A 25,211-nucleotide genomic window follows, 5' to 3' on the forward strand; every position below is an offset into this window, starting at 1 on the left:
AGAAGGGCCCAACCCATAATGGCGGCAAGACGCCTTATGGCTAATGGCCTTGGTTAGGCAAGGCTTCCAACGTGAATTGCGGATTACCGTCCAACATCTGTTCCGCCAGTTGCCTGCCGGCTTCGATTAAAGGGTTAACCACAAAACTTGCCCCTAAACCGTACAATTTGGCTTCTTCATCCTCCTGAAAACATATCGAACCGATGTGCCCCTGAAACCGCCTAGTCTTCAACTGCATAATTGACGAAGCCCGCACATCGAATTCTGGCATGGCGAGGATCACGCCCTTGACTTTTGACAAGGGCAGTTTTTCCCACAACGCGTTGTCTTCGGCATCGCCATAAACCACGCGCCGCCCGTCCGCGAGCAGGGCTTCCAAAACCGTCGGATCCGCATCCAAACCCAACACCCGCTTGTCTTGTTGGCAGAAAGCCTGATAAGCCGACAAGCCCGTACGCCCCATGCCGATGACCAACCATTCGGCAATGCCTATGCTGCTAGGCAACCTGTCAGGATGGTTCACCTTACGTTCAAAACGGGTTAAAAATGGCTCCAAAAACGAAAAAATACGGTGGGAAAATCGGTTCAAAGGCGCGGCAACCGCCAACGACAGCGCGACCGCCAGACCAATGATCGCTTCCCAAACAGGCGGCAGCAAATGCGCATCAATCACTGAACTAGATGTGATCAAGGCAAATTCGCTATAGGTCATCAACGCCAATGAGGAAATGAACGCGGTGCGGGCGCGTAAACCCACTACTAAAAACAACGCGAAAAACAGCCCGCCTTGTAAAGGCAACAACGCCAATAACAGGAATGCCTGCAACACTTCGTCATAACCCGGCAAATCGGTGAGCCCTATTTGCAGGAAAAACGCCACCAAAAAAGTTTCTTTCAAGCCCCATAATTTATCTGACAGTTCGTCGGTTTTAACGTGCCCGGCCAAGGTCACGCCCATCAATAACGCGCCTATATCATTGGAAATACCCACTTGTTCCGCTAGCATCCCGCCCGCCAACGCCAGGGAAACGCCTAACAGCAATTTTAATTCATCCGCATGGCTGGCATTCAGCAAACGGTACATGAGAGGCCGGAGCAATGGTAACAATAACAAACCCAATGCCCACGGGGTCGGTTGCTTGCCGCTGGTAAACGCCAATAGGCCAATAGCCACAATGTCTTGTAAGATTAAAATGCTCAGGACATCCCGTCCATACATCGTCGACAGTTCACCGCTATCATCCAACACCTTAATGGCCAACACGGTGCTGGAAAAAGCCAAGCTGATACCCAACACTAAGCCGCCAGAAATATAACCGCCTAAGGCAAAGAATATGACCACCGAAACGGCGGTGACTATCAGCAAATGCATTCCGCCGACACTCAACACCTCACGCCTTAACAAGGAACGCAGCTTGAGCTTCAGGCCGACCGTAAACAACAAGAGCTGGATACCAATATCGGCAAGATGCGCGAGCGTGTTGTCAGGATGGACACCCAAGGCATGTAAGGCATATCCGGCGATCAGGTAGCCGACCAAAGGCGGAAAATATAAGCTGCTGGTGACCAACCCCGCCATATAGGCGGTACCTATCAAAACTAATTCCATGGTGGATTCTTGGATCTAGGGAAACGGAGGTTGATTATATTGCACGGGGCATAAGTATCGGGCATCAATTAAACGCTGCACTCCAATATACATACCCGTTTGACCCAGCAAACCGGAACGGGTTTGTACCCGCTCCGTAAAGTTTCCTGCACTGATGGCTATTGTGGGCGTTGGACGATTATGACATAGCCTTTCTTCTGAAAGATTGGGAAACCCAACACCAAAATCCTAAACCCTGCCCGTCCGGCGTCCTGTCTTCTCTGAACTGCGTGGTGTTTTGGGGCGCGTGTCACGGCCTATCGGGGCTTTGGGTTTATGGCGGAAATCTTTTTTGCCCGTGGTTTTGCTAGGTGCGGCTTTTTTGGGCGCGTCATTCACGTTTAATGAAACGGGTTCATAGCCGGTATCGGCGACACGGGTGATTTGCCGTTTCAGCAATTTCTCAATGTCCGCGAGCAGTTGCGATTCTTCAGGGCTGACCAACGACAAGGCTTCGCCGGAAGCGCCCGCACGGCCGGTGCGGCCTATGCGATGCACATAATCTTCCGGGACTTGCGGCAAGTCGTAATTGACGACGTGCGGCAGGGTGTCAATATCCAAGCCCCGCGCAGCGATGTCAGTGGCGACCAGGACGGCGACCTTGCCTTCCTTAAACGAATCCAAGGCTTTGGTGCGCGCACCTTGGGATTTGTCGCCATGCAGGGCGGCGGAACGGATGCCGTCTTGGACCAGCTGTTTTTCCAGACGGTCGGCACCATGTTTGGTGCGCACGAACACCAGGACTTGTTTCCAATTGTTGCTACCGATCAAATACGACAGCAATTCACGTTTGTGTTCGCGGGCGATGCCGTAGACACGCTCGGTGACGGTGTCGGCGGTGGCGTTTTGCCGGGCGACTTCGATCTCGACAGGCTTGTTCAACAGTTGCGCGGCAAGGGCTTTAATGCTGTTGGAAACGGTGGCCGAAAACAGCAGGTTTTGGCGTTGTTTGGGCAGATACGCCATGATTTGGCGTATGCTGGGCAAGAAACCCATGTCGAGCATACGGTCAGCTTCGTCCAACACCAAAATGTCGACATGCGCAAGGCTGACATTTTTTTGTTGGACGTGGTCGATCAAACGGCCAGGGGTGGCGACGACGATGTCACAACCGTGCTTTAAGTTGCGCATCTGCATCTTGATGCTTGCACCACCCACCACGACTTCGGTATGCAAGGGCAGATATTTACCATAAATGGCGACGTTTTCTTGCACCTGCACCGCCAGTTCGCGGGTCGGGGTCAAAATCAAGGCACGCACACGGCGTGGTTTGTGGTGGATCACATCTTTATCAGACAAAAGCTGCAACAAGGGCAAGGTGAAACTGGCGGTTTTGCCAGTTCCGGTTTGTGCGCCCGCCAAGACATCTTTGCCTTGCAAAATGATCGGGATGGCTTGTTTCTGGATGGGTGTAGGTAGGGTGTAACCTTGTTCGGCTACGGCTTTAAGTAGGGCTTCGGATAAACCGAGTTGGTCGAAAGACATTAAAAACCTCAGGTAAAAATAATGGGTAAAAATCAGATAAAAATTCAGCGGATAAACCGGACGGTGGCGGGCAATCAGCCAGCGGGTAAAACCGTTGGTTTGCTTAGTGGTTTGTAGAACGCCGGATTCGGGAACGTAACCACGCGCCGAAAACCGGGGCCAATAGAAGGATGATCATACCGATAAGCATGAAACCGCCTTTGGCAGGGTTGTATCCAGAAACCATGCGTTCCCACCCAAAGCCACGCGCCAGGCCTAAGCCAACTTCAAATAGGGACATCAGCGCCATCCATAGTGCGCCAACCTTCAATTGGCACTGGCGGGCTAGTGATGATGAGTATCAAAAAATGCCGGAAAAAAAGCTCAGTTGACGCGCCAGGGAGTCGCCGATAAGTGGCGTAATGATAAATTCGCGGAGACTGCCGTGTATGGATTCCACCAAAACCATCAGCAGCCATACAATGAAGGCCTTAAGCCAAATCACAAAACAGCGTAATTGTACGCTATGTTAGCCGCCCGTCATATTCATATAACGCAATATGACCGGTTGTTCGTGGATATTGAACTCATGTTTCTCAGGTTTGACCAACATGGCTTCAATAATCGCCTGCTTTAAGGCCTGCATATCGCCAGGGTGGCTACGCAACACCTGTTTCAAATCCACTGAATGCTCATTGCCTAGGCATAGCAGCAAACGGCCTTCCACGGTCAGGCGCACACGGTTGCAGGCGCTGCAAAAATTTGCGCTATGCGGCGAGATAAAACCAACGCGGCTTTGGGTGCCGACGACATTAAAATATTTGGACGGGCCGCCCGTGTTGGCGGTGCTGGGCATCAGCGTAAACTCCCGCGCCAAATCGGCCTTAATCCTGTCGCTGGAATAATAAGCGTCCGATCGGTCATGTTGTGCAACCACGCCCAAGGGCATTTCTTCGATAAAACTGATGTCCACGCCATTTTCAACGGCGAAAGCGACCAAATCGCCCACTTCCTGATGGTTGCGGCCTTTGAGGATTACGGCGTTGATTTTGATGCGCTCAAAACCGACAGCGGCAGCGGTTTTGATGCCATTCACGACTTGCTGCAAATCGCCCGTGCGGGTAATCGCCTTAAATTTATCCGCATCCAAAGTGTCAAGGCTGACATTGATGCGCTTGACCCCGGCAGCTTTTAAAGCTTCCGCCATGTTCACCAGTTGGGAACCGTTGGTGGTCAAAACCAACTCATTAAGCCCGTCCAAACGGCCTAGGTTTTGCAGCAATTCCAACGCACCTTTGCGCACTAAAGGTTCACCGCCGGTAATACGGATTTTGCCAACACCCAATTCCGTAAACGCCTGCGCCAAAGTATGAATCTCTTCCAACGTCAGAATCTGCGCACGCGGCAAAAACACCATGTCTTCCGCCATGCAATAGACACAACGAAAATCACAGCGGTCAGTAATGGAAATACGCAGGTAATTCACCGTCCGGCCAAAACGGTCTACCAATTGTGGTGTAGCGGCAGAGGTCATAACAAAATCTTAAAAAAATAGCCGTCAATATTAACATAATATGACTAGCCTGAGGCAGCCGTGTTCATTAAGTTGCCCTTAAAAACTCCTTCCTGCTGAAAAGCGCATTTTCCGGTATAATTTGTGGCATTTTTAACACAAGGCCAGAAAATTTTATGTCGGATATTAAAAAAGTAGTTTTAGCTTATTCCGGAGGTTTGGACACTTCCGTGATCCTGAAATGGTTACAAGACGTATATGACTGTGAAGTGGTCACCTTCACCGCCGATTTGGGCCAAGGCGAAGAAGTTGAACCCGCCCGCGCCAAAGCCCAAAGTATGGGCATCAAAGAAATTTACATTGACGATTTACGCGAAGAGTTTGCCCGTGATTTCGTGTTCCCGATGTTCCGCGCCAACACCATTTATGAAGGCGAATACCTGTTAGGCACCTCCATTGCGCGTCCGTTGATCGCAAAGCGTTTAATTGAGATTGCCAACGAAACAGGGGCGGATGCCATTTCCCACGGCGCGACCGGAAAGGGCAACGACCAAGTGCGTTTTGAACTGGGTGCTTACGCGTTACGCCCTGACATCCATGTCATCGCCCCTTGGCGGGAATGGAACCTGACTTCCCGGCAAACATTGTTGGATTATGCCGAAAAACACGGCATCCCTGTCGAAATGAAAAAAGGCAAATCTTCACCGTATTCCATGGATGCCAACTTGCTGCACATTTCTTACGAAGGCCGAGTCCTGGAGGATCCTTGGGCGGAGCCGGAAGAAGACATGTGGCGCTGGACCGTGTCACCAGAAGCCGCGCCTGACCAAGCAACGTACATTGAACTGGCTTACCAACAGGGCGATATTGTGGCGATTGACGATGTGCCGCACTCGCCCGCTGAAGTCTTGGCAAAATTGAACAAAATTGCAGGCGCAAACGGTATTGGCCGTTTGGATATTGTCGAAAATCGTTATGTCGGCATGAAATCACGCGGTTGCTACGAAACCCCGGCCGGCACCGTGATGCTGAAAGCCCACCGGGCAATAGAATCATTGACATTAGACCGCGAAGTGGCCCATTTGAAAGACGAATTGATGCCGCGTTACGCCTCGTTGATTTATAACGGCTACTGGTGGAGCCCCGAGCGTGAAATGCTGCAAACCATGATCAATGCCTCACAAGCCTCGGTTAACGGCAAAGTCAGGCTGAAACTTTACAAAGGCAATGTGGTTGTCGTCGGCCGTGCGTCCGCCACTGACAGTTTGTTTGATGAAAGCATCGCCACGTTTGAGGAGGACGGCGGGGCTTATAACCAAAAAGATGCGGAAGGCTTTATTAAATTGAACGCCTTGCGGATGCGTATCGCCGCCGCCAAACGGCTGAAATAAAACCCGGAACAATTCCCATTAAACTTGTATAATTGCCCGCCAGCCAAGTTATATCCTTAAATAAGAGCCATAATAATAAAATATTTGTCCGGAGCGGATTTTGTCCGCTCCGAGAGGAAATTAAAAATGAGCCAGAAACAGAAAATACCGTCAGAACTTGTTGTCTTGCAAAATATCCCGTCACACCAACAGTTGATGAAAGCCAACCGATGGTTATTGAAAGGCGTATTTTTCCTCATGACGGTTATTTTTATCGCTGGCTTTTTATTGCTTCCTGGTAATGATTTTTTAGCCAATTATGAAAAGGTGACCGCTACGGAAACGGACGCCACTACCGCCAACCCGCAATTGTCGGCCGAGGTTAATGCCCTTAAGGGCCAAATGGTGGGATTGGTCAGTGGTTCGATAGAAAGCAAACTCAGGATGTTGGAAGAAAGCCTACGGTCAGGTACGCTGAACGCATCCTTAGGGACTATTGAGGATCTCAAAAGCGAGATAAAAATCCTCCGTACCTATTCAGAACCCGTCAAGCCAGCCCCCGCCACCGTTTCAAATTTGCAGCTCATGCAAGAAATGTCCCAATTGAAACGCCTGATCTACTGGACATTGGCTTCTTGCAGCTTAATGATAGCCGCCGTGGTAGGCATCTGGATCAGGAACATAAAAAAACTGCCTCTAAAAGAAAGCATCATCCGTTATCTGGGCAAACATTAACATTAGTTTTTTCGCATAAAAAAGCCGCCCCAGGATGACTGGGGCGGCTTTTTTTTTACGCCAACAACCAGCGTGGCTTATTTTGATTCCAGATATTTGTACAACGCGTCAACCGCTTGGTCTTCGCCATAACCCGCTTTAGCAACCGCAGGTTGTTTCATGATTTCTGCGATGGCTTTTGGCATGCCGCCTTTGCCTTCTTTCAATACTGATTCAAACTTTGCCCGATCCAATTGGCCAGCTTTGATCAAAGCGGTCAATTGTGGGTTTGAAGCGATGTCGTGGCAAGTGCCGCAACCACGGCCAAACGCGCGTTCATAGATTTTTTTACCGATTTCCAATTGCTCATCGGCCATAGCTTGTCCGCTCAACGCGATTAAAGCAATACCAGCTGCTGTTATTAGTGTTTTTTTCATGGTGACCTCTCTTATGTTAAAAAAGAACTGTATTGCTTTAAAAGTGATTACAGTCCGGCGGAAAGTTAAACCCGTAAAGAATATGGAATTTGGCCGAAAAATTCAATGCTTTTATTGATATTTTTAATTATTGGCGTGTACGGCAAAAGCCGGCAGCAAAGCCACTTGAAATAACCGATAGCAATAGTTTCCTTTAACCACAAAAACAGTGCCATAACCTAACCACGGGATACAGGTTGCCATGAGCCATTACCTGCCGTCCATGCCATTGCCAAGATAAGCCCCCGCCGCCGCACCGATCCCTGCCGCCAACGGGTCACCGCCACCGAACTGGTAACCCATGGCCCCACCAATCACCCCGGCCGCCAAACCTGAAACCGAACGCGGATCATTGGGTTGGTAATGTTGTTGGTAATAAGGGTAGGGTTGTGGACGGGGCTCCTGGTAGTAACGGATTTCTTCGCGGTAATAAGGCCGGGGACGCGGCGGGTAATATTGGATGACCTCGCGGTAATAAGGGCGGGGCGGGGGATAATATTGGATGACCTCCCGATATTGGGGACGCCAATGAGGGTTCCCGTGATGATGCCCATGGTGCTCCCCCCATTCGCCACCGTACCCATACCCACCCGAGGCGTATGCCGCGCTAAACCATAACGCAGTGACTGCTAACGCCAACAATAATAGTTTTTTCATAACAACCTTCCTTAAAATAAAGTGACTGATTTGTCCAAATGCCCGTAAACGCCTTGCGTAAACAGACAATGCGGGCAAATCATAGGCTGCCGATTCTTAATGACGGCTTAATGCTTTTGGCTTGCACAGTATTGCCACAATGGCTATGCCTCCGGCTCTTTTTCAAAGCCATCCGGCCATTGCCAGTTTTGGATTTCCGGCATATCTTCGCCATGCTTGTAAATATAATGCTTATGGTCGATCAGCTTGTCACGGATGTATTGTTTGAGATAAACCGATTGGGGGGCAAGGCGTGGCACACGGTCAATCACGTCGGCCACCAGATGGAAGCGGTCCATGTCGTTCATGACCACCATGTCAAAAGGCGTGGACGTGGTGCCTTCTTCTTTATAGCCCCGGACATGTAAATTCTGGTGATTGGTGCGCCGGTAAGCCAGGCGATGTATCAGCCAAGGATAGCCGTGATAAGCGAACACAATCGGCTTGTTTTTGGTGAAGATTTCATCAAAATCTTTGTCGGACAAGCCATTAGGATGTTCGCTGGTGGGTTGCAGGCGCATCAGATTGACGACATTGACCACGCGGATTTTCAAATCGGGCACTTTCGTACGCAAAATATCCACCGCCGCCAGTGTTTCCAAGGTCGGCACATCGCCGGCGCAGGCCATGACCACATCGGGCTCGACGCCACAATCATTGCTGGCCCATTCCCAAACGCTGATCCCGGCTTCGCAATGCTTGACCGCCGCATCCATCGTCAACCATTGCGGCGAGGGCTGCTTGCCGGCCACAATGACATTGACATAATTGCGGCTGCGCAAAACATGGTCGGTCACAACCAGCAAGGTGTTGGCATCAGGCGGCAGATACACGCGGATGACTTCAGCTTTTTTATTGATGACATGGTCTATAAAACCAGGGTCTTGATGGGAAAAACCATTGTGGTCTTGCCGCCAAACGTGTGACGTCAGCAAATAGTTCAAGGATGCGACGGGCCGCCGCCACGGGATACGGTTGCAGGTCTTCAGCCATTTCGCATGTTGGTTGAACATGGAATCGACAATGTGGATGAACGCCTCATAGCAAGAAAAAAAGCCGTGCCGCCCGGTCAGCAAATACCCCTCAAGCCAGCCTTGGCAGGTGTGTTCACTAAGGATTTCCATGACCCGCCCGTCTTGGCTAAGGTTTGTGTCTTCCGGCAAGATTTTTTCCATCCAGACCCGTGAAGTCACATCAAAAATATCATCCCAACGGTTTGATGCCGTTTCATCGGGGCCAAAAACCCGAAAATTGCCTTGTTCCAAATTATTGCGCATGACATCACGCAATAGCCGACCCATCACCCGCGTGGCTTCGGCGTTGACGGCACCTGGCGAAGGCACGTCAACCGCGTAATTACGGAAATCCGGCAGGCGCAAATCGCGTAACAACAAACCGCCGTTGGCATGGGGATTATCGCCGATACGCCGTTGCCCGATAGGCGCAAGTTCCAGCAATTCCGGCATGGGCCGGCCTTGGTCGTCAAACAATTCTTCAGGACGGTAACTTTTCAGCCAACGTTCGAGCAGTTCAATGTGCTCTGGGTTTTCTGCCAAATTGGCCAACGGCACTTGGTGCGACCGCCAAAAACCTTCGGTTTTTTTACCATCGACACCGCTGGGCCCCGTCCAGCCTTTGGGCGTGCGTAAAATGACCATCGGCCAAATAGGCCGGGTAATCGGCAAATCGCCCGTACGGGCTTGGTGTTGGATGGCGGCAATTTCCGCCATGCATTGGTCGAGGACGCTGGCCATGCGGGTATGGACTATTTCAGGGTCATGGCCTTCGACCAGATAAGCCCGGTAACCGTAACCGGCAAACAGCTGGATCAGCTCGTCTTCTTCAATTCGCGCCAGAATGGTCGGATTGGCGATTTTATAGCCGTTCAAATGCAGGATCGGCAACACCACGCCGTCACGCTTAGGATTGAGGAATTTATTGGAATGCCAGGCCGCCGCCATCGGGCCTGTTTCAGCCTCGCCATCACCGACCACGCAACAGGCGACCAAATCAGGGTTGTCGAACACCGCGCCGTAAGCATGGCTTAAAGCGTAGCCTAACTCGCCGCCTTCGTGGATGGAGCCTGGGGTTTCCGGCGCGACATGGCTAGGGATACCACCCGGAAAAGAGAACTGCTTAAACAACGCTTTCATGCCGTCTTTATCTTGCGATATGCTCGGATAATAATCGCTGTACGTGCCTTCCAGCCAACTGTTCGCCACCATCGCAGGGCCGCCATGGCCGGGCCCGCAGATAAAAACCATATTCAGGTCACGCGTTTTGATCAGCCTATTGATATGCACATAAATAAAGTTCAACCCGGGGGTCGTCCCCCAATGCCCCAGCAAACGCGTTTTGATATGTTCCAGCCTCAATGGCTCTTTCAGCAGCGGGTTATCCAATAGGTAAATCTGCCCGACTGACAAATAATTGGCGGCCCGCCAATATGCATTCATGCGTTCCAGCATTTCAGCCGACAAACTCAGGTCGTGATTGTTAGATTCCATTATGCTTCCTCGTTTTTATCGTCGGACACTTGGCCCAGAAATGTTAACATCTGTCTGGCGCAAACACGCTCTTCTTCGGCATGGATCACCAAAATGCGCGAGCGGCTGGCCGCATCGCTTATGTCGCCGTTGTGCTTGATATTTTTATTGGCAACGTCATTCAAGGCAAACCCCAGCGGCTCCAAACCGCCGACTACCCGCTGGCGGATCTCTGCGGCATGTTCGCCGATTCCGCCCGTAAAAACCAGCGCGGACACTTCCCCCAAGATCGCGCAATAGGCGCCAATATATTTTTTGATACGGTAACAAAACATCTCGATGGCCAATGCCGCTTGGTGGTCGCCCTGCCCTGACCTTTGCAATATGCTGCGCATGTCCCCATCCCCGCAAATGCCTTGCAATCCGCTTTGATGGTTCAGCACATCATCCAATTTATCCAAAGGCATGCCTTGCCTCAGCAATGTCAAAAGGATCATCGGGTCTATGTCCCCGCAACGGCCTGCCATCATCAGACCTTCAGTGGGGGAAAACCCCATGGAAGTGTCCACGCTGCGCCCCTCACGAATGGCGGTGACACTATTCCCCCCGCCTAAATGCAAGACAATCAAATTAAGCTTAGAGGGTTCGGTAGCCAATAATTGCGCGGCGGCCATTAAGCTGTGGTGGCAAGAAAGCCCATGGAACCCGTAGCGATAAAAAGCCACTGCCGATGACAACCATTCAGGGATGGCATAACGCTTTGCAACATCGGGGAGATTACGATGAAACGCAGTATCAAATAAGGCGAACTGGGCAACATCCGGAAACCGGTCAAGCGATTGCTCCACACCCATGCGGTTAAACGGATTATGCAGGGGTGCATAAGGGTCAAGCCCGGCAAGCCGCTGCAATACGTCCGGACTGATGGGCGTTAAGGCATCAAACCAATCGGCGCCATGGACGATACGATGCCCAACCGCAATTAACACCGAACCGCTTGCCTGCAACCATTGCTGCCAACGGCCTAGCACCAACGCCAATACTGCGGCAACATCCATGCCCTGCCCAAACCGCTCGGCAATTGGCCTGCCATGCAGATCATGGCCATCCATAACAACAGACCCGGCATGCCCATAATCCGCCGCCAGTAAGGCTTTAGCCTGTAACCCGACATCGAACGCCTGCGTTTTTACCGATGTGCTGCCTACATTAACCACCAGTAACAACAGGCTCATAAACACAAACCGCTTGCCATCATCATGCCGCCCATCAATTTTTATGCCGTTTCGGATGACCCTATAATAAACAGGATCAGCACATAGGGACAAAGCTTATTTGTAAACAATATGTATTGAGGCTTGTTTTGTATCGGGCAGGACAGAATAATCTCCCGCCCCCAAAAACACTGGATTCAACGCATCCGCAATGCTACAGCAGAATATCCACACGGCAACGCCACAATATGGATGGAGCCTTCCTGACCTGCCTACTTTGCCATCCACATCCAGCACATCCCACCTAAACCTTTAATGGTGCAAATGCGCCGCCAGCCACCGCGCCGCAACTTCTTCGGCAATGCCTTTACGCCGCGCGTAATCTTGCAATTGGTCTTTATCAATTTTCCCGACGTTGAAATACTGCGATTCAGGATGCGAAAAATACCAACCGCTGACGGCTGAGGCAGGATACATGGCGTAACTTTCGGTCAATTCAATCGTGGTGTGTTCGGTGACCTTGAGCAATTCAAACAACTTCGCCTTTTCGGTATGGTCGGGGCAGGCCGGGTAGCCAGGGGCGGGACGGATGCCTTGGTAAGCTTCGTTGATGAGTTGGCTGTTGTCGTGGTTTTCGTCTTCCACATAACCCCAGAACTCTTTACGGACGCGCAAATGCAGGTATTCGGCGAAAGCTTCCGCTAATCTGTCTGCCAGGGCTTTGAGCATGATGCTGCTGTAGTCGTCGTTGTCAGCGGCAAACTCTGCCAGTTTGGTTTCGATGCCGATGCCGGTGGTGACGGCAAAGCCGCCGAGGTAGTCCGCCACGCCGCTGGATTTGGGCGCGATAAAGTCGGACAAACAGTAATTTGGGCGGCCTGGGGCTTTGACGTTTTGTTGGCGCAGGTGGTGCAGGGTTTCCAAAACTTCGCTGCGGTTTTCGTCGGTGTACAAAATGACGTCGTCTTCATCGCTGTAGGCGGGGAAGAAGCCGACCACGGCGCGTGCGCCTAGCCAGTTTTCGGCGACGATTTGTTTGAGCATGGCTTGCGCGTCGGCGAACAGTTTGCGGGCTTCGCTGCCGATGACTTCGTCTTGCAGGATTTTCGGGTAGCTGCCCGCCATTTCCCAGGTTTGGAAGAACGGCGACCAGTCGATGAATTCCGCCAGCGTTGCCAAACTCACGTCATCAATCACTTTCACGCCCAAAAATTTAGGCTTTACTGGCTGATGATAGCCCCTAAATTTATTGGCGCGGGCGGCTTCGATGCTGTGTTGTTTGGTTTTCGATTCTTTGCCTTTGTGGCGTTCGCGCACTTCGGCGTATTCGCCGCGCAGGCCTTCGACAAACTCGGCTTTTAAATCCGTGCTTAACAAGTTGCTGGCGACACCCACCGCGCGGGAAGCATCGGTGACGTAGACCGTTGTGCCTGTGTAGTTGGGTTCGATTTTCACTGCAGTGTGGGCGCGGGACGTCGTTGCGCCGCCAATCATCAAGGGAATGGTAAAACCTTGGCGCTGCATTTCTTTGGCGACATGCACCATCTCATCGAGCGACGGCGTAATCAGGCCGCTAAGGCCGATAATATCGACATTTTCCAGCCGTGCGCTTTGCAGGATTTTTTCAGTCGGCACCATCACGCCCAAGTCGATCACGTCGTAGTTATTGCATTGCAAGACCACGCCGACGATATTTTTGCCAATGTCATGCACGTCGCCTTTGACGGTCGCCATGAGGATTTTGCCGTTGGTTTGCCTATCGCCCGCGACTTTGTCGGCTTCCATGTACGGCATTAGATAGGCCACGGCTTTTTTCATGACGCGGGCGGATTTGACCACTTGCGGTAGGAACATTTTACCTGCACCGAACAAATCGCCGACTACGTTCATGCCATCCATCAACGGGCCTTCAATGACGTGCAAGGGGCGTTCAGCTTCTTGGCGGGCGGCTTCGGTGTCTTCGTCGATGAAATCAGTAATGCCTTTGACCAGCGCGTGTTCGAGGCGTTTGGAGACAGGCCAACTGCGCCATTCCTGTTCTTCCGGCTTGGCTTCGTTGGTGCTGCCGTCACCCCGGTATTTTTCCGCGAGTTCCAGCAGTTTTTCCGTGCCGCTGCCGTCATGCCTGTTGAGAATGACGTCCTCAACCGCATCGCGCAAATCCAGCGGGATGTCTTCATAAATCGCCAATTGTCCGGCGTTGACTATGCCCATCGACATGCCCGCTTGGATGGCGTGGTACAAAAACACTGCGTGGATGGCCTCGCGCACCGGATTGTTGCCCCGGAACGAAAACGACACGTTGGACACGCCGCCGGACACCAGCGCGTGCGGCAGGGTTTGTTTGATGGTGCGGGTGGCTTCGATAAAATCCACGCCGTAGTTATTGTGTTCTTCGATACCGGTGGCGACCGCGAAAATGTTGGGGTCGAAAATGATGTCTTCGGGCGGGAAGCCGATTTGCCCAACCAAAATCTTATACGCACGGGTACAAATTTCGACTTTGCGGGCCTGGGTGTCGGCTTGGCCGGCTTCATCAAAGGCCATGACGATGACCGCCGCGCCGTAGCGTTTCACCAATTTGGCATGTTTGATAAAGGCTTCTTCGCCTTCTTTCATGGAAATGGAGTTGACGATGCCTTTGCCTTGGATGCACTTGAGACCCGCTTCCAGGATGTCCCATTTCGACGAGTCGAGCATGATAGGCACTTTGGCGATGTCGGGTTCGGAGGCGATCAGCATCAAGAAGCGCACCATCGCTTCTTTGGATTCGAGCATCCCTTCATCCATATTGATGTCGATGATTTGTGCGCCGTTTTCGACTTGCTGCCGCGCCACGTCCAAGGCCGCTTCAAAGTTGCCTTCGATAATCAGGCGTTTGAAAACGGCGGAACCCGTGACGTTGGTGCGTTCGCCGACGTTGACGAACAGGCTGTCCGGGCCGATGGACATGGCTTCCAAACCGGACAGCAAGCATTTTTTCGGTAAGTCAGGAATGGTACGCGGCGGGTGTTTTTGCACGGCTTCGACAATCGCCTTGATATGCGCGGGCGACGTGCCACAACAGCCGCCGATGATATTCAAATAGCCACTCACCGCCCAATCTTCGATTTCCGCCGCCATTGCTTCGGGAGATTCGTCGTACTCGCCAAAGGCGTTGGGCAAGCCGGCGTTCGGGTGCGCGGACACATGGGTGTTGGCGATAGTGGACAATTCTTCGATGTGCTGGCGCAGTTCTTTTGCACCCAAAGCGCAGTTGAAGCCAAAGGAAATCGGGTTGATATGTTTCAGCGAATGCCAGAATGCGGCGACGGTTTGGCCTGAGAGTGTGCGGCCTGAGGCGTCGGTGATGGTTCCGGAAATCATCACGGGCAGTTTGTAACCGAAAGTATCGAAAACGTTTTCGACAGCAAAGGCCGCAGCTTTGGCGTTGAGCGTGTCGAAAATGGTTTCGATCAGGATAATGTCTGCGCCGCCGTCAATGAGGCCGCGGGTGGCTTCGGTGTAGGTTACCACCAATTCGTCAAAGGAAATGTTGCGGAAACCAGGGTCATTGACATCGGGCGACATGGAGGCGGTGCGGCTGGTCGGGCCTAACACGCCCGCGACAAAACGGGGCTTGCCGGGTGTTTTTTGCGTGTATTCGTCCGCCGCCTGTTTGGCCAGTTTCGCGCCCTCCACGTTCAGTTCGTAAACCAAGGCCTCCATGCCGTAATCGCCCATGCCGATGCTGTTGGAGTTGAAGGTGTTGGTCTCGACAATGTCGGTGCCCGCTTCAAAATACGCGCTGTGGATGGCTTTGATGATGTCGGGCTGGGTCAGGGTCAGCAAGTCATTGTTACCCTTCAGATCCACGTCCCAGTTGGCAAACCGCGAGCCTCGATAATCTTTTTCTTCTAATTTGTAGCTTTGGATCATCGTGCCCATTGCGCCGTCTAGGAACAGGATGCGTTGGGAAAGCAACTGCTTAAGTAATTTTGTTTTGTTCATTCTGGGTAAATTAAGGTGATTGGCAGACTGAATAAAATCATTGCGTAAACGGGAGGCAAACACTATTATTTTCGATTCAATTACCGGAGATAAACATGACCAAACCCACCATGATCCAAGTTATTAAAAGTGTTTTGGCGGCTTTTATAGGGGTACAAAGCGAGGCGAACCGGAAAACGGACTTTACCCAAGGCTCGCTAAAAAGTTATATCATCGCCGGAGTAGCTTTTACTATACTTTTTATCGGCTTAATCATTTTTGTCGTTTCAACAGTGCTGGCATAGTTGTTTGCATGGCTAACAGGGCGGCTGATACTTATAAAAAAAGCCCAAGCAGAAAGCTTGAGCTTTTAATTTACGTCAAGTTTTGGAAAAATTATTTTTTTACGCCTTGTTTGACAGTATCCATCACGCTTTTAAATGTGCTTACGAACATTTCACTGACGCCGCTGAACAAATTGCCTACGGAAAAACTTTCTTTAGTGACGAATTTAAGACGGATAACCGCCACGATCAAAAAACCAACAAGAGGTGGCATCAGCTCCATGAACAAAGACAATAAAACGCCGCCGCCACTTTGGAACCCGCCTTCATTTTTACGGTCGCCGACACTGGTGATATCGCGTTCATAATTGGCATCGCCTTCGCTGCCTCTAAAAAGCTCTAAAAAATAGATGTTAGCATCAATCAGCAGGACTTGCGACACCAAGAAAACCGCCGCGCAACCACCTACCCATAAAAAAATATTACCTGTTTTCGCTTTTATCCCCGACTGATAAACCCATATAGCCGCAAGAATCATTACTAAAGCACCAATCATAGTTACACCCTTCTCTTAAATAAAGTTATATTTTTGTTAAAAAATAGAACAGAAACGGGCACTTAAGAATCATCTCCGAACCTTCTTTTTTAATTACTTTGCATGATTCGTATTTTTCTTGCCCAAGTTTTGTCTGTTTTTTAATTTCACCATTTTCAACCGCATATTTAATGGCTATTTTCATTTCTTTGGTCCGTCCAACAGAATCAGTTGCCGTGGTGTGCAACATCCCGTCAGCCTTGAAATCCCATTCAATTTTTACCGCTTTTTTTTCACCATCCAATTTCGATGCTTCAGCGTATAAATTCCATTTCCCCAGTATCTCCGAATTATCTTTTAAGGCAACCTCGGCATGCACTGAAAAAGCCCATAACATCGCTACAAATGGAAGTATTTTAATGTATTTTTTTATCATTATTCTTGTCCTCATAACATGATCTGCGTGAAACAAGAAGTTTAAACTATACCACACTTGCTATCGAGCTTTAAATTCCCAATCTGGGCGAATATCCACCAAGCCGGGTGATCACCGACGACAACCTTTATCCAGGCAAGGTTATTCCACAACCACCCCCAACCCAAACGCGCAAGCCACATGTAACCCTATAGGTTTTATGAGCTAATTAGGCTAAATAAGTGGCAATTAGCTCTTGACATTAATTGCTCCTAAAGTATTATGTAGCTTCCATTTGCTATGAATCTAGCAATTTCTAAAAACGAAAAATTACAGGTAGGACATCCATGGGGTTCATCTTAGATCTCACTTCAATGTTAAAAGAGCCAGCTGGCATGGTGGGCGCGGTTGTAGTTATCGCTGCTGTTTATTTCTTAGTAAAATGGGTATTTGCTGAACACCCAGACGACGAAAAATAAGCCGTTACAAGCCCGCCCAATAACTTAAGGCCGCTAACAATCATTGAGATGTTAGCGGCCTTAGTTTTTTAAAGATTTTCCACATTTTCCCCTAAATTACCTTACAATTCGTACATTTTTTCAAAATGCCGAAATGTATAATCTGATCTACTCAAAGACCCTTGTTTTGCTTGGCAAACAAGTCCCCGTTACTGGCATTGGCCTGTTCCGTGCGGCCTATGGCTTAGTGACCTTACAAGAAATAATTTTCCTCTATTATTTCAACCACCTGATTTTCGACCCTATACCCTTCATAGATGTCGAATTTCCGACCATTACCCTGTTTTTATGCCTTTGGGGCATCATAGCCAGCTTTATAGTTTTAGGTTACCGTTATCAATCCGCGCTGATCTGTAATTATATTTTCTGGTTAGTTTTTATCAATTTCACCCCCATGCAACGGGATTTTGACGGCGGCTTCGATTTGTTCATGATCGGCACAAACTTTTTTTTGCTGTTTATGCCTGGAGACCGTGCTTTTTCCCTGGACAACCTCAGATATAAACTCAGCACCCCATTCACGCATTACAGCCGTTACCCGCAAACCACCGTATCGGTTTTGGCTTACTACCTGCCTGTTTTGATTTGCTTGGGATTTTTGTATTTTGATTCCGCGATACATAAAATGTTTGCCGAACACTGGCGCAATGGCCTAGGCTCTTGGCTACCATCGACCCAGCCTTATTATGTATCGGCTTTGGACATGTCTTGGTTATTGAATAACGAACTGCTGGAAAAAATCATAGGCTACACAATCTTGGTTTTCCAGTTTACATTCATGTTCTTTTTTACCCATCGCCGCCTACGTGTTGTTTATTTGCTCATCGGCATGGGTTTGCATCTGGGCATCACCTTATCGTTGAACATTTATCCGTTTGGCATGGGGATGCTGGTATTTTATATCCTGCTTGTCCCATTTAGTTTTTGGCGGGCAATCGGGCGGCTGTTGGCAACCAAACAACCGGCGCTCACGGTGTTTTATGACAAACAGTGCCCGCTATGCAACCGCACCGTGCTTATTTTGAACCACTTTGATATTTTCAAGTGCATTGACTTTAAAAATGCCCAGGACTATGCCGAACAATACCCGGCAATGGCGGCAATCAGCCCGCAAACCTTGCTGACCGATTTGTACGCGTTGGATACGCAGCAGCGCATTTATTCCGGTGTTGACACTTACATTCAAATTTGCCTGAAAATGCGGTGGCTGGCGATTGTCGGTGCAATTTTACGGCTACCTGGCATTTACACGCTGGCAAAGAACAAGTACCGCGCCATTGCCGACGCCCGTAGCCGCGTTGGGTGCGATACAGAATGCCTGGTGGTTGCGCCACTACCTAACGGCACTTGGTATCAACGCTATTTTGTCGAAATGGCGGCTCAAAAACCGAAAGCCGTTGCCCGGCGGCTAAGCAAAATCCTTATTGCCATCCTAGTGCTGCAATTGAACAGCACCATCCACTATGGCATTGTCTATCGCCTCGATATAGACACCAAACAAAACCAGTTCACAGATGCGCTGGCGAAAGGCAGCAACGCGCTTCTAGCCCTATCCCAGACCTTCTTGGGGATCGCCCCCCACGCGCTGTATTTGCATGACCATTTTGCCGGTTATGACCGGATCTTGGCCATCACCTACACCGACCCGCAAGGTAACGAACAATGGCTGCCATTCGTTAACGGGCAAGGACGGTTATTGGCCCCCAATTGGGGACGGGTACATTCGATGTGGGCGAACATCGCCGTCACCCCAACCATCAACAATGTGCGGTTACAGAAATTCATCATGAAAGTGACCGCTTTTTGGGGGCATAAAATTGGCTTGAACCTGAACAACACCGTGTTCCATATCCAGCTTAAGAAGATTGACGCCCCGACCCTTTGGGTGCATGACCAGTTGCACCTTAACTTCGCATCCCCATGGGTCACCATTGGAACGGCCAAGTGGACCAACAATGTAATCACTTACGATTTGCCCAATAATATCAATTCGCTATGATTGCAGCTAAACGCCGGATGACTTTAATTATTGCATCCATGTCTGAGCCATGATATAAATTGCCCGTGCTTTCATTCATTGACGCACAATAAATAAAATAAGTTAAACCCCTTTGGAGGATAATATTATGAAAAAAATTCTAGCACTTTTGGCTATGGCATTAATGGTTGTTGGCTTATCTGGCTGTATGGATGATCCAGATGGTTCAAAACAAAAAGTTTCTAGTTCAATCGAACTGTAAATCAATGCTTTGAAGCAAAAAACCCAGTCTTATGGCTGGGTTTTTTGTTGCCTATCGAAAATGCGGCTTACCGCTATTTAAACCAACCGCCCCCACATATCGTAATCGTCCGCCTCTTCCAGTTCGACCTGCACAAACTCACCGGCCTTCAAGTGGGTTGCCCCATCAATAAACACCTGCCCGTCAATCTCTGGCGCATCCGCACGGCTTCTGGCCACCGCACCTTCCTCGACCACCTCATCGACCAACACGGTTTCTATCCTGCCGATACGCTGTTGCAAGCGTTCCGCGCTGATGTCCGCCTGATGCGCCATAAAACGCGCCAGACGCTCTTGTTTGACTTCTTCTGGTACGGCATCCGGCAATCCGTTAGCCGCCGCCCCTTTAACGGGCGAATAGGCAAAACAACCCACCCTATCCAACCGTGCCTCACTCAAAAACGCCAATAACTCTTCGAATTCCGCCTCCGTTTCACCCGGGAAACCGACGATAAACGTGCTGCGCAAAGTGATGTCAGGGCACACCGCCCGCCACGCCTTAATGCGCTCCAAGTTGTTCTGGCTTGCCGCCGGACGTTTCATCAGCTTCAAAATGCGGCTATTGGCATGTTGGAACGGAATATCCAGATACGGCAATATCTTGCCGGCCGCCATCAACGGGATCACCTCATCGACATGAGGGTAGGGATAGACATAGTGCATCCGCACCCAAATGCCCAAATCGCCCAGGGCTTCCGCCAAATCATAAAAACGCGTCTGCACCTGACGGCCACGCCAATCACGCGGCTGATATTTCAAATCCAAACCATACGCACTGGTGTCTTGCGAGACCACCAGCAATTCCTTGACGCCAGCTTGCGCCAAGCGTTCGGCCTCCAACAACACGTCATCGACCGGACGGCTGACCAAATCGCCACGCATGGACGGGATAATGCAGAATGTGCAACGGTGGTTGCAGCCTTCGGATATTTTTAAGTACGCGTAATGGCTGGGGGTCAGCTTAACGCCTTGCGGCGGCAACAAACTGGTGAACGGGTCATGGCGTGGCGGCAAATGTTCATGCACTGACGCGACCACGTCATCAATTGCATGGGCTCCGGTGACTTTCAAAACCTGAGGATGACGGGCACGGATTTCATCCTCACGCGCACCCAAGCAGCCCGTGACGATGACCCTGCCGTTTTCCGCCAAAGCCTCACCGATGCTGTCCAACGACTCTTCCACGGCGGCATCAATAAAACCGCAAGTGTTGACGACAACCAAATCGGCATCTTGGTAAGTCGGTGAAATGGTGTAACCGTCGATGCGCAATTGCGTCAAAATCCGCTCGCTGTCGACCAAGGCTTTCGGACAACCCAAACTGATAAAGCCTACTGTAGGTGTATGTGTCATAAATAGTAAAAGTTAAACATGAAGTGTAGGATGGTTTTCGAAAAATTTTAGGCCAACAAAGAAGCCAATAATGCCCGATGCTCAACGACTTGCCTTCCGCGTAGCAAACGGTGGCAAACGACGATGCTCTTCAGCTCCGCCAAAGCGGTGGCAAAATCATCGTTCACCACCAGATAATCAAATTCCCAGTAATGGCCCATCTCCGCCACCGCATCCTGCATACGGCGGGCAATGACTGGCTCATCATCCTGACCGCGCGAGCGCAGCCGTTGTTCCAGCACCGCAATCGACGGGGGCAAAATGAAAATGGCGATGCTGTCCGGTAACAACTGTTTGATTTGCTTAGCGCCCTGCCAGTCTATTTCCAAAATCACATCCGATCCTTGGTTTAGGTTATCTTGCACCGTCTGTTGCGCCGTGCCGTAAAAATTATCAAACACCTGCGCATGTTCCAAAAAGGCCTGCTGTGCGAGCATGGCTTGAAACTCGGCGACGGACACGAAATAATAATCCCGCCCATGTTCTTCGCCCGGACGCATCTGGCGGGTGGTGTGGGAGATGGACACCGTCAGGTTTGCCGTATCTTTCACCAATTGTTTGACTAGACTGGTTTTGCCGGCACCCGATGGTGCCGAAATAATGTAAAGTGTGCCGATTTTCATGAAGACCCAATAAGCGATGGACAATATTAATTTCCCATCAGCCCTTACACGCTCCCCTAGCAAAGCGAAGGACTCATGGGAAACGCGCTATTTTATACGTAAAGCCCACTAACCACAGCATAAAGAAGGCTGTATCCCATCAAACCCAACCAGAAAACCCCATCATGTCAACACGTGGCCCTTGGAAAATCCTTAACGAAAAAATGCTTCATGAAACCCCGTGGATACGTATAGACCACCACGATGTCATCACCCCGGCAGGCACACCTGGCATTTACACCACCGTGGATTTTAAAAATTGGGCGATAGGCATCATCCCCGTAGATGACGAAGGCTACACTTATATCGTCGGGCAATACCGTTTCCCGCTCCAGGAATACAGTTGGGAAATCCCTGAAGGCGGCGGCAACAAGGGCTCCACATTATTGGAATCCGCCCAGCGCGAATTATTGGAAGAAACTGGCATCAGCGCTGATAATTGGGAAATGATTTACGAATTTAACACCAGCAACTCCGTCACCAATGAATGCGCGTTTGTTTTCTTGGCGACCGGCCTGACATTTGGCGAGGCGCATCCGGAAGAAACTGAAGAACTGGAAACGAAGAAAATCCTGTTTAGCGATTTGCTGGAAATGGTCTACAGGAATGAAGTCAAGGACAGCTTGACGGTGATTGGGGTTTTGATGGCGGCAAAAATACTGGCTAGCGCCAAATGACAGGCCAGGCGGACACAATGTACCGGCCAGAACCTTGTGCCCGCCTGCCATTCAGGGTCTGGGCCGGCAAAACCACACCCGATTCGTTTTAACCCGACAGTTCCCTTAATATTTTAAGATGCCGCACATTGAGGCTGCCTTAACCATAACTTTTAACAGCATCCCAAGCAATGTAGATAAAGTTTCACCCATTTAGTGATAAACTTCCAAAAAATTATTCAGAAACTCACATGCAACTCGCCATCACCGCCTTAGGCAACAACAAGATCAATTTCATTGCCGAAATATTGCCCGCCATCCGCGATTGCAAATGCAATATTATGGAAATCCGCGCTTCGCGGCTGGCGCAAGCGACCGCCACTTATTTGTTGGTGCAAGGCAACTGGAACCAGATCGCCAAGCTGGAAAGCACATTGGAAGTCATCCAGCGCCGCATTGAAATAAAAATCCAGACCTTACGCCCAGAAGGCAAGGAAAAAGGCAAAGACTGCATGCCTTATATGCTGGAAACACTATCGCTGAACCATGAAAGCATAGTCGAATCGGTCAGTTCCTTCCTCATAGACCGTGACATTGAAATCGAAGACATCAGCGGCAGTTGTTACCCAGCCCCCTATATCCAAAACCCCGTATTTGCCAGTAAATTTATCATCCTGATTCCCCCGCAACTGCATTTGTTATCGCTGCGAGAAGAGTTTATGGAATTCTGCGACCAGCTTAACATTGATGCGATCCTTGAACCCATTAAACGTTAGGTAGCTTATGACATCACCCAGTATTGGCACAGCCGTGCCGGATTTGGAACTTGCGGCCACGGGCGCGAAAACGGTCAAATTCAGTGATTACCGAGGCCAGTTCGTCCTGCTGTATTTTTACCCGAAAGACAACACGCCAGGCTGTACGACGGAAGGCCAGGCGTTCCGTGATGCGATCGGCCAATTCACCGCGCTCAATACCGTCATTTTGGGCGTATCGCGGGATTCGGTGAAAATGCACGAAGGCTTCAAATGCAAGCAGGCCTTTCCGTTTGATTTGTTGTCCGACCCCGAAGAACAGCTCTGCAACCTGTTTGATGTCATCAAACAAAAAAATATGTACGGCAAACAAGTGCGCGGCATTGAGCGCAGCACTTTTTTGCTCGATCCCAATGGCGTGCTCGTCCACGAATGGCGCAAGGTCAAAGTCAAGACGCACTGTGAGGAGGTTTTGACGGTTTTGCGGACGTTGGTGCCAGCCAATTAAATTATTGTCCACGAAAGACACGGAAAGCACGAAAAACTTTCGTGGTCAGCATAATCACGTCATAAGTCAGCTCGTTGAAAAAGCAATAATAAATTCATTTTTTAAGTAATAACCCGATTTTTTCGTGCTTTCCGTGTCTTTCGTGGACAAACCTCACATCATTCCTCTCTCTTTCCCCAACCTCAAAAGACCAACATGAATATTCAGACCACACCGGATAAAAAACTGTTTGTTTTAGATACCAATGTGCTGATGCACGATCCTGCGGCGATTTTCCGTTTTCAGGAGCATGATATTTTTATCCCAATGGTCGTTTTGGAAGAGCTGGACCACGGCAAAAAGGGACTGACCGACGTGGCCCGCAACGTCCGCCAAGTCAGCCGCTTCTTGGATGAACTGATCCGTGATGCCAACCAGCAAACCCTCAATGATGGCTTGCTGTTATCCCGCATCGAACACGGGCCCAATAGCGAAAGCCTGACCAGCTCAGGGCGTTTGTATTTCCAAACCAGCGCGATGACCGCGATGTTGCCGGAGAGCATGCCGGGCAATCTTGCCGACAACTCCATCCTCAGCGTGGTGCTGGCGTTGACGAAGAAATTCCCGCACATCAAAGTCATTTTGGTTTCGAAAGACATCAACATGCGCATCAAAGCGGCGACGTTGGAATTGACCGCCGAGGATTACCACAATGACCAGACGCTGGATGATATTGACCTGCTGTACAGCGGGGCGACTGCCTTGGACGAGGATTTTTGGGACAACCACGGCTCAAAAATGGAAGTGTGGCAAGAAAAAGACCGCACCTTTTATCGGCTTGAAGACCCGCTGGTTGCCGAATGGTATCCCAACCAATACCTGTACATCGACAATGACAGCAATTTTGAGGCGATAGTCCGCGATTGCGAGGGCGAAGTCGCCATTTTGGAACTGGCCCGTGATTACCGCTCGAAACACAACAATGTCTGGGGCATTTCCGCGAAAAACCGCGAACAAAACTTTGCCTTGAACGCCTTGCTTGACCCTGAAATTGATTTTGTCACCTTGCTAGGCACGGCAGGCACGGGCAAAACCTTGATCGCCTTGGCGGCGGGCCTGACCATGACGCTGGAAAAGAAAATGTTCAATGAAATCGTCATGACCCGCGAGACCGTGCCGATAGGCGAAGACATTGGTTTTTTACCCGGCACCGAAGAGGAAAAAATGGCCCCGTGGATGGGGGCATTGATGGATAACTTAGAATTGCTCGGTAGCCGTTCGGGACAAAACGAATGGGAACAGGGTGCGACCAAAAATATCCTGATGAACCGCGTCAAAATCCGCTCGCTGAATTTCATGCGCGGACGCACCTTTTTGAACCGTTTTTTGATTATCGACGAAGCACAAAACCTCACGTCCAAACAAATGAAAACCCTCATCACCCGCGCCGGCCCAGGGACAAAAATCATCTGCATCGGCAACTTGTCGCAAATCGACACACCCTACCTGACCGCGACAACCTCAGGTTTGACCTATGTTGTCGACCGCTTCAAGCACTGGCCTTACGGTGCGCACATCACTTTGCGGCGCGGCGAACGGTCGCGTTTGGCGGATTATGCGTCGGAGATTTTGTAATTGGCATTTCAATTGCTTAAGTCTATTAGATAATTCGCAGTCGC

At 50.2% G+C, this 25,211-nt stretch carries 22 protein-coding genes; 10 read left to right on the plus strand and 12 right to left on the minus strand.

Translation table 11 applies throughout. From position 1 onward, the window contains the following. Positions 1 to 40: 40 nt before the first annotated feature. Together METMI_RS0105775 and METMI_RS0105780 are read right to left on the minus strand one after the other, a co-directional pair. On the minus strand, positions 41 to 1,609 hold the full coding sequence (locus METMI_RS0105775; protein ID WP_019865316.1) for a cation:proton antiporter family protein: 1,569 nt from the start codon (positions 1,607 to 1,609) through the stop codon (positions 41 to 43). A 228-nt stretch (positions 1,610 to 1,837) separates the two neighbouring features. Next, on the minus strand, positions 1,838 to 3,133 hold the full coding sequence (locus tag METMI_RS0105780; protein ID WP_019865317.1) for a DEAD/DEAH box helicase: 1,296 nt from the start codon (positions 3,131 to 3,133) through the stop codon (positions 1,838 to 1,840). A gap of 170 nt (positions 3,134 to 3,303) precedes the next feature. Here METMI_RS0105780 and METMI_RS26775 point away from each other — a divergent pair, with 170 nt between their 5' ends. Continuing rightward, a complete protein-coding gene (locus tag METMI_RS26775; protein WP_156829779.1) occupies positions 3,304 to 3,504 on the plus strand; it encodes a hypothetical protein in 201 nt (66 codons plus the stop codon). A 137-nt stretch (positions 3,505 to 3,641) separates the two neighbouring features. Here METMI_RS26775 and moaA read toward each other — a convergent pair whose 3' ends face one another. Continuing rightward, positions 3,642 to 4,646, minus strand: a complete 1,005-nt coding sequence (moaA, locus tag METMI_RS0105795) for a GTP 3',8-cyclase MoaA (protein ID WP_019865320.1) — start codon at positions 4,644 to 4,646, stop codon at positions 3,642 to 3,644. 155 nt (positions 4,647 to 4,801) lie between these two features. Here moaA and METMI_RS0105800 point away from each other — a divergent pair, with 155 nt between their 5' ends. Further along, positions 4,802 to 6,016 (plus strand): argininosuccinate synthase, encoded by a 1,215-nt coding sequence (locus tag METMI_RS0105800; RefSeq protein ID WP_019865321.1) that lies wholly within the window; start codon positions 4,802 to 4,804, stop codon positions 6,014 to 6,016. Positions 6,017 to 6,142: 126 nt separating this feature from the next. Beyond that, positions 6,143 to 6,730 (plus strand): hypothetical protein, encoded by a 588-nt coding sequence (locus tag METMI_RS0105805; RefSeq protein WP_019865322.1) that lies wholly within the window; start codon positions 6,143 to 6,145, stop codon positions 6,728 to 6,730. Positions 6,731 to 6,807: 77 nt separating this feature from the next. On the opposite strand, the gene METMI_RS0105810 is transcribed toward METMI_RS0105805, so the two are convergent. The 5 genes from METMI_RS0105810 to metH all read right to left on the minus strand — a co-directional run bounded on the left by METMI_RS0105810 (position 6,808) and on the right by metH (position 15,571). Continuing rightward, positions 6,808 to 7,146 carry a c-type cytochrome gene (locus tag METMI_RS0105810; RefSeq protein ID WP_029151502.1) on the minus strand — a complete coding sequence of 113 codons (339 nt, stop codon included), beginning with the start codon at positions 7,144 to 7,146 and terminating at the stop codon, positions 6,808 to 6,810. 249 nt (positions 7,147 to 7,395) lie between these two features. Next, on the minus strand, positions 7,396 to 7,842 hold the full coding sequence (locus METMI_RS0105820) for a hypothetical protein (RefSeq protein ID WP_019865325.1): 447 nt from the start codon (positions 7,840 to 7,842) through the stop codon (positions 7,396 to 7,398). 143 nt (positions 7,843 to 7,985) lie between these two features. Further along, positions 7,986 to 10,388 (minus strand): phosphoketolase family protein, encoded by a 2,403-nt coding sequence (locus METMI_RS0105825; RefSeq protein ID WP_019865326.1) that lies wholly within the window; start codon positions 10,386 to 10,388, stop codon positions 7,986 to 7,988. After that, on the minus strand, positions 10,388 to 11,602 hold the full coding sequence (locus tag METMI_RS0105830; RefSeq protein ID WP_019865327.1) for an acetate/propionate family kinase: 1,215 nt from the start codon (positions 11,600 to 11,602) through the stop codon (positions 10,388 to 10,390). The genes METMI_RS0105825 and METMI_RS0105830 overlap by 1 nt, the downstream gene beginning before the upstream one ends. Before the next feature lie 291 nt (positions 11,603 to 11,893). After that, complete coding sequence (gene metH / locus METMI_RS0105835; protein ID WP_019865328.1) at positions 11,894 to 15,571, minus strand: methionine synthase; 3,678 nt, start codon at positions 15,569 to 15,571, stop codon at positions 11,894 to 11,896. Between the two features lie 95 nt (positions 15,572 to 15,666). Between metH and METMI_RS0105840 the strand changes: the two genes are divergently transcribed. Beyond that, positions 15,667 to 15,855 (plus strand): DUF2970 domain-containing protein, encoded by a 189-nt coding sequence (locus METMI_RS0105840; protein ID WP_019865329.1) that lies wholly within the window; start codon positions 15,667 to 15,669, stop codon positions 15,853 to 15,855. 91 nt (positions 15,856 to 15,946) lie between these two features. On the opposite strand, the gene METMI_RS0105845 is transcribed toward METMI_RS0105840, so the two are convergent. Both METMI_RS0105845 and METMI_RS0105850 read right to left on the minus strand, forming a co-directional pair. Continuing rightward, positions 15,947 to 16,390, minus strand: a complete 444-nt coding sequence (locus METMI_RS0105845; RefSeq protein WP_019865331.1) for a hypothetical protein — start codon at positions 16,388 to 16,390, stop codon at positions 15,947 to 15,949. Between the two features lie 25 nt (positions 16,391 to 16,415). Continuing rightward, positions 16,416 to 16,805, minus strand: a complete 390-nt coding sequence (locus tag METMI_RS0105850) for a hypothetical protein (protein ID WP_019865332.1) — start codon at positions 16,803 to 16,805, stop codon at positions 16,416 to 16,418. A gap of 326 nt (positions 16,806 to 17,131) precedes the next feature. Here METMI_RS0105850 and METMI_RS28120 point away from each other — a divergent pair, with 326 nt between their 5' ends. Both METMI_RS28120 and METMI_RS28390 read left to right on the plus strand, forming a co-directional pair. Continuing rightward, positions 17,132 to 17,263, plus strand: a complete 132-nt coding sequence (locus METMI_RS28120) for a hypothetical protein (protein WP_019865333.1) — start codon at positions 17,132 to 17,134, stop codon at positions 17,261 to 17,263. Positions 17,264 to 17,396: 133 nt separating this feature from the next. After that, positions 17,397 to 19,301 (plus strand): DCC1-like thiol-disulfide oxidoreductase family protein, encoded by a 1,905-nt coding sequence (locus METMI_RS28390; protein ID WP_019865334.1) that lies wholly within the window; start codon positions 17,397 to 17,399, stop codon positions 19,299 to 19,301. 318 nt (positions 19,302 to 19,619) lie between these two features. Here the strand turns inward: METMI_RS28390 and rimO are convergent, their stop codons facing one another. Beyond that, positions 19,620 to 20,933 carry a 30S ribosomal protein S12 methylthiotransferase RimO gene (rimO, locus tag METMI_RS0105865; protein ID WP_029151503.1) on the minus strand — a complete coding sequence of 438 codons (1,314 nt, stop codon included), beginning with the start codon at positions 20,931 to 20,933 and terminating at the stop codon, positions 19,620 to 19,622. A 47-nt stretch (positions 20,934 to 20,980) separates the two neighbouring features. After that, positions 20,981 to 21,595, minus strand: coding sequence for a guanylate kinase (gene gmk / locus METMI_RS0105870; protein ID WP_019865336.1), 615 nt, complete (start codon positions 21,593 to 21,595; stop codon positions 20,981 to 20,983). 164 nt (positions 21,596 to 21,759) lie between these two features. On the opposite strand from gmk, the gene METMI_RS0105875 reads away from it, so the two are divergent. The 4 genes from METMI_RS0105875 (at position 21,760) to METMI_RS0105890 (ending at position 25,167) form a co-directional block, all read left to right on the plus strand. Next, complete coding sequence (locus METMI_RS0105875; protein ID WP_019865337.1) at positions 21,760 to 22,311, plus strand: NUDIX domain-containing protein; 552 nt, start codon at positions 21,760 to 21,762, stop codon at positions 22,309 to 22,311. 230 nt (positions 22,312 to 22,541) lie between these two features. Beyond that, positions 22,542 to 23,066, plus strand: coding sequence for a glycine cleavage system protein R (locus METMI_RS0105880; protein WP_019865338.1), 525 nt, complete (start codon positions 22,542 to 22,544; stop codon positions 23,064 to 23,066). A gap of 7 nt (positions 23,067 to 23,073) precedes the next feature. Beyond that, positions 23,074 to 23,553, plus strand: coding sequence for a peroxiredoxin (locus tag METMI_RS0105885; protein WP_019865339.1), 480 nt, complete (start codon positions 23,074 to 23,076; stop codon positions 23,551 to 23,553). A gap of 195 nt (positions 23,554 to 23,748) precedes the next feature. After that, on the plus strand, positions 23,749 to 25,167 hold the full coding sequence (locus tag METMI_RS0105890; RefSeq protein ID WP_019865341.1) for a PhoH family protein: 1,419 nt from the start codon (positions 23,749 to 23,751) through the stop codon (positions 25,165 to 25,167). Positions 25,168 to 25,211 lie beyond the last annotated feature (44 nt).

Source organism: Methylovulum miyakonense HT12, assembly GCF_000384075.1.
Classification (GTDB): domain Bacteria; phylum Pseudomonadota; class Gammaproteobacteria; order Methylococcales; family Methylomonadaceae; genus Methylovulum; species Methylovulum miyakonense.

Coding starts and splice junctions, on each gene's coding strand:
- METMI_RS0105775 (WP_019865316.1), bottom strand. CDS start 1,609: ATGGAATTAGTTTTGATAGGTACCGCCTATATGGCGGGGTTGGTCACC.
- METMI_RS0105780 (WP_019865317.1), bottom strand. CDS start 3,133: ATGTCTTTCGACCAACTCGGTTTATCCGAAGCCCTACTTAAAGCCGTA.
- METMI_RS26775 (WP_156829779.1), top strand. CDS start 3,304: ATGATCATACCGATAAGCATGAAACCGCCTTTGGCAGGGTTGTATCCA.
- moaA (WP_019865320.1), bottom strand. CDS start 4,646: ATGACCTCTGCCGCTACACCACAATTGGTAGACCGTTTTGGCCGGACG.
- METMI_RS0105800 (WP_019865321.1), top strand. CDS start 4,802: ATGTCGGATATTAAAAAAGTAGTTTTAGCTTATTCCGGAGGTTTGGAC.
- METMI_RS0105805 (WP_019865322.1), top strand. CDS start 6,143: ATGAGCCAGAAACAGAAAATACCGTCAGAACTTGTTGTCTTGCAAAAT.
- METMI_RS0105810 (WP_029151502.1), bottom strand. CDS start 7,146: ATGAAAAAAACACTAATAACAGCAGCTGGTATTGCTTTAATCGCGTTG.
- METMI_RS0105820 (WP_019865325.1), bottom strand. CDS start 7,842: ATGAAAAAACTATTATTGTTGGCGTTAGCAGTCACTGCGTTATGGTTT.
- METMI_RS0105825 (WP_019865326.1), bottom strand. CDS start 10,388: ATGGAATCTAACAATCACGACCTGAGTTTGTCGGCTGAAATGCTGGAA.
- METMI_RS0105830 (WP_019865327.1), bottom strand. CDS start 11,602: ATGAGCCTGTTGTTACTGGTGGTTAATGTAGGCAGCACATCGGTAAAA.
- metH (WP_019865328.1), bottom strand. CDS start 15,571: ATGAACAAAACAAAATTACTTAAGCAGTTGCTTTCCCAACGCATCCTG.
- METMI_RS0105840 (WP_019865329.1), top strand. CDS start 15,667: ATGACCAAACCCACCATGATCCAAGTTATTAAAAGTGTTTTGGCGGCT.
- METMI_RS0105845 (WP_019865331.1), bottom strand. CDS start 16,390: ATGATTGGTGCTTTAGTAATGATTCTTGCGGCTATATGGGTTTATCAG.
- METMI_RS0105850 (WP_019865332.1), bottom strand. CDS start 16,805: ATGATAAAAAAATACATTAAAATACTTCCATTTGTAGCGATGTTATGG.
- METMI_RS28120 (WP_019865333.1), top strand. CDS start 17,132: ATGGGGTTCATCTTAGATCTCACTTCAATGTTAAAAGAGCCAGCTGGC.
- METMI_RS28390 (WP_019865334.1), top strand. CDS start 17,397: ATGTATAATCTGATCTACTCAAAGACCCTTGTTTTGCTTGGCAAACAA.
- rimO (WP_029151503.1), bottom strand. CDS start 20,933: ATGACACATACACCTACAGTAGGCTTTATCAGTTTGGGTTGTCCGAAA.
- gmk (WP_019865336.1), bottom strand. CDS start 21,595: ATGAAAATCGGCACACTTTACATTATTTCGGCACCATCGGGTGCCGGC.
- METMI_RS0105875 (WP_019865337.1), top strand. CDS start 21,760: ATGTCAACACGTGGCCCTTGGAAAATCCTTAACGAAAAAATGCTTCAT.
- METMI_RS0105880 (WP_019865338.1), top strand. CDS start 22,542: ATGCAACTCGCCATCACCGCCTTAGGCAACAACAAGATCAATTTCATT.
- METMI_RS0105885 (WP_019865339.1), top strand. CDS start 23,074: ATGACATCACCCAGTATTGGCACAGCCGTGCCGGATTTGGAACTTGCG.
- METMI_RS0105890 (WP_019865341.1), top strand. CDS start 23,749: ATGAATATTCAGACCACACCGGATAAAAAACTGTTTGTTTTAGATACC.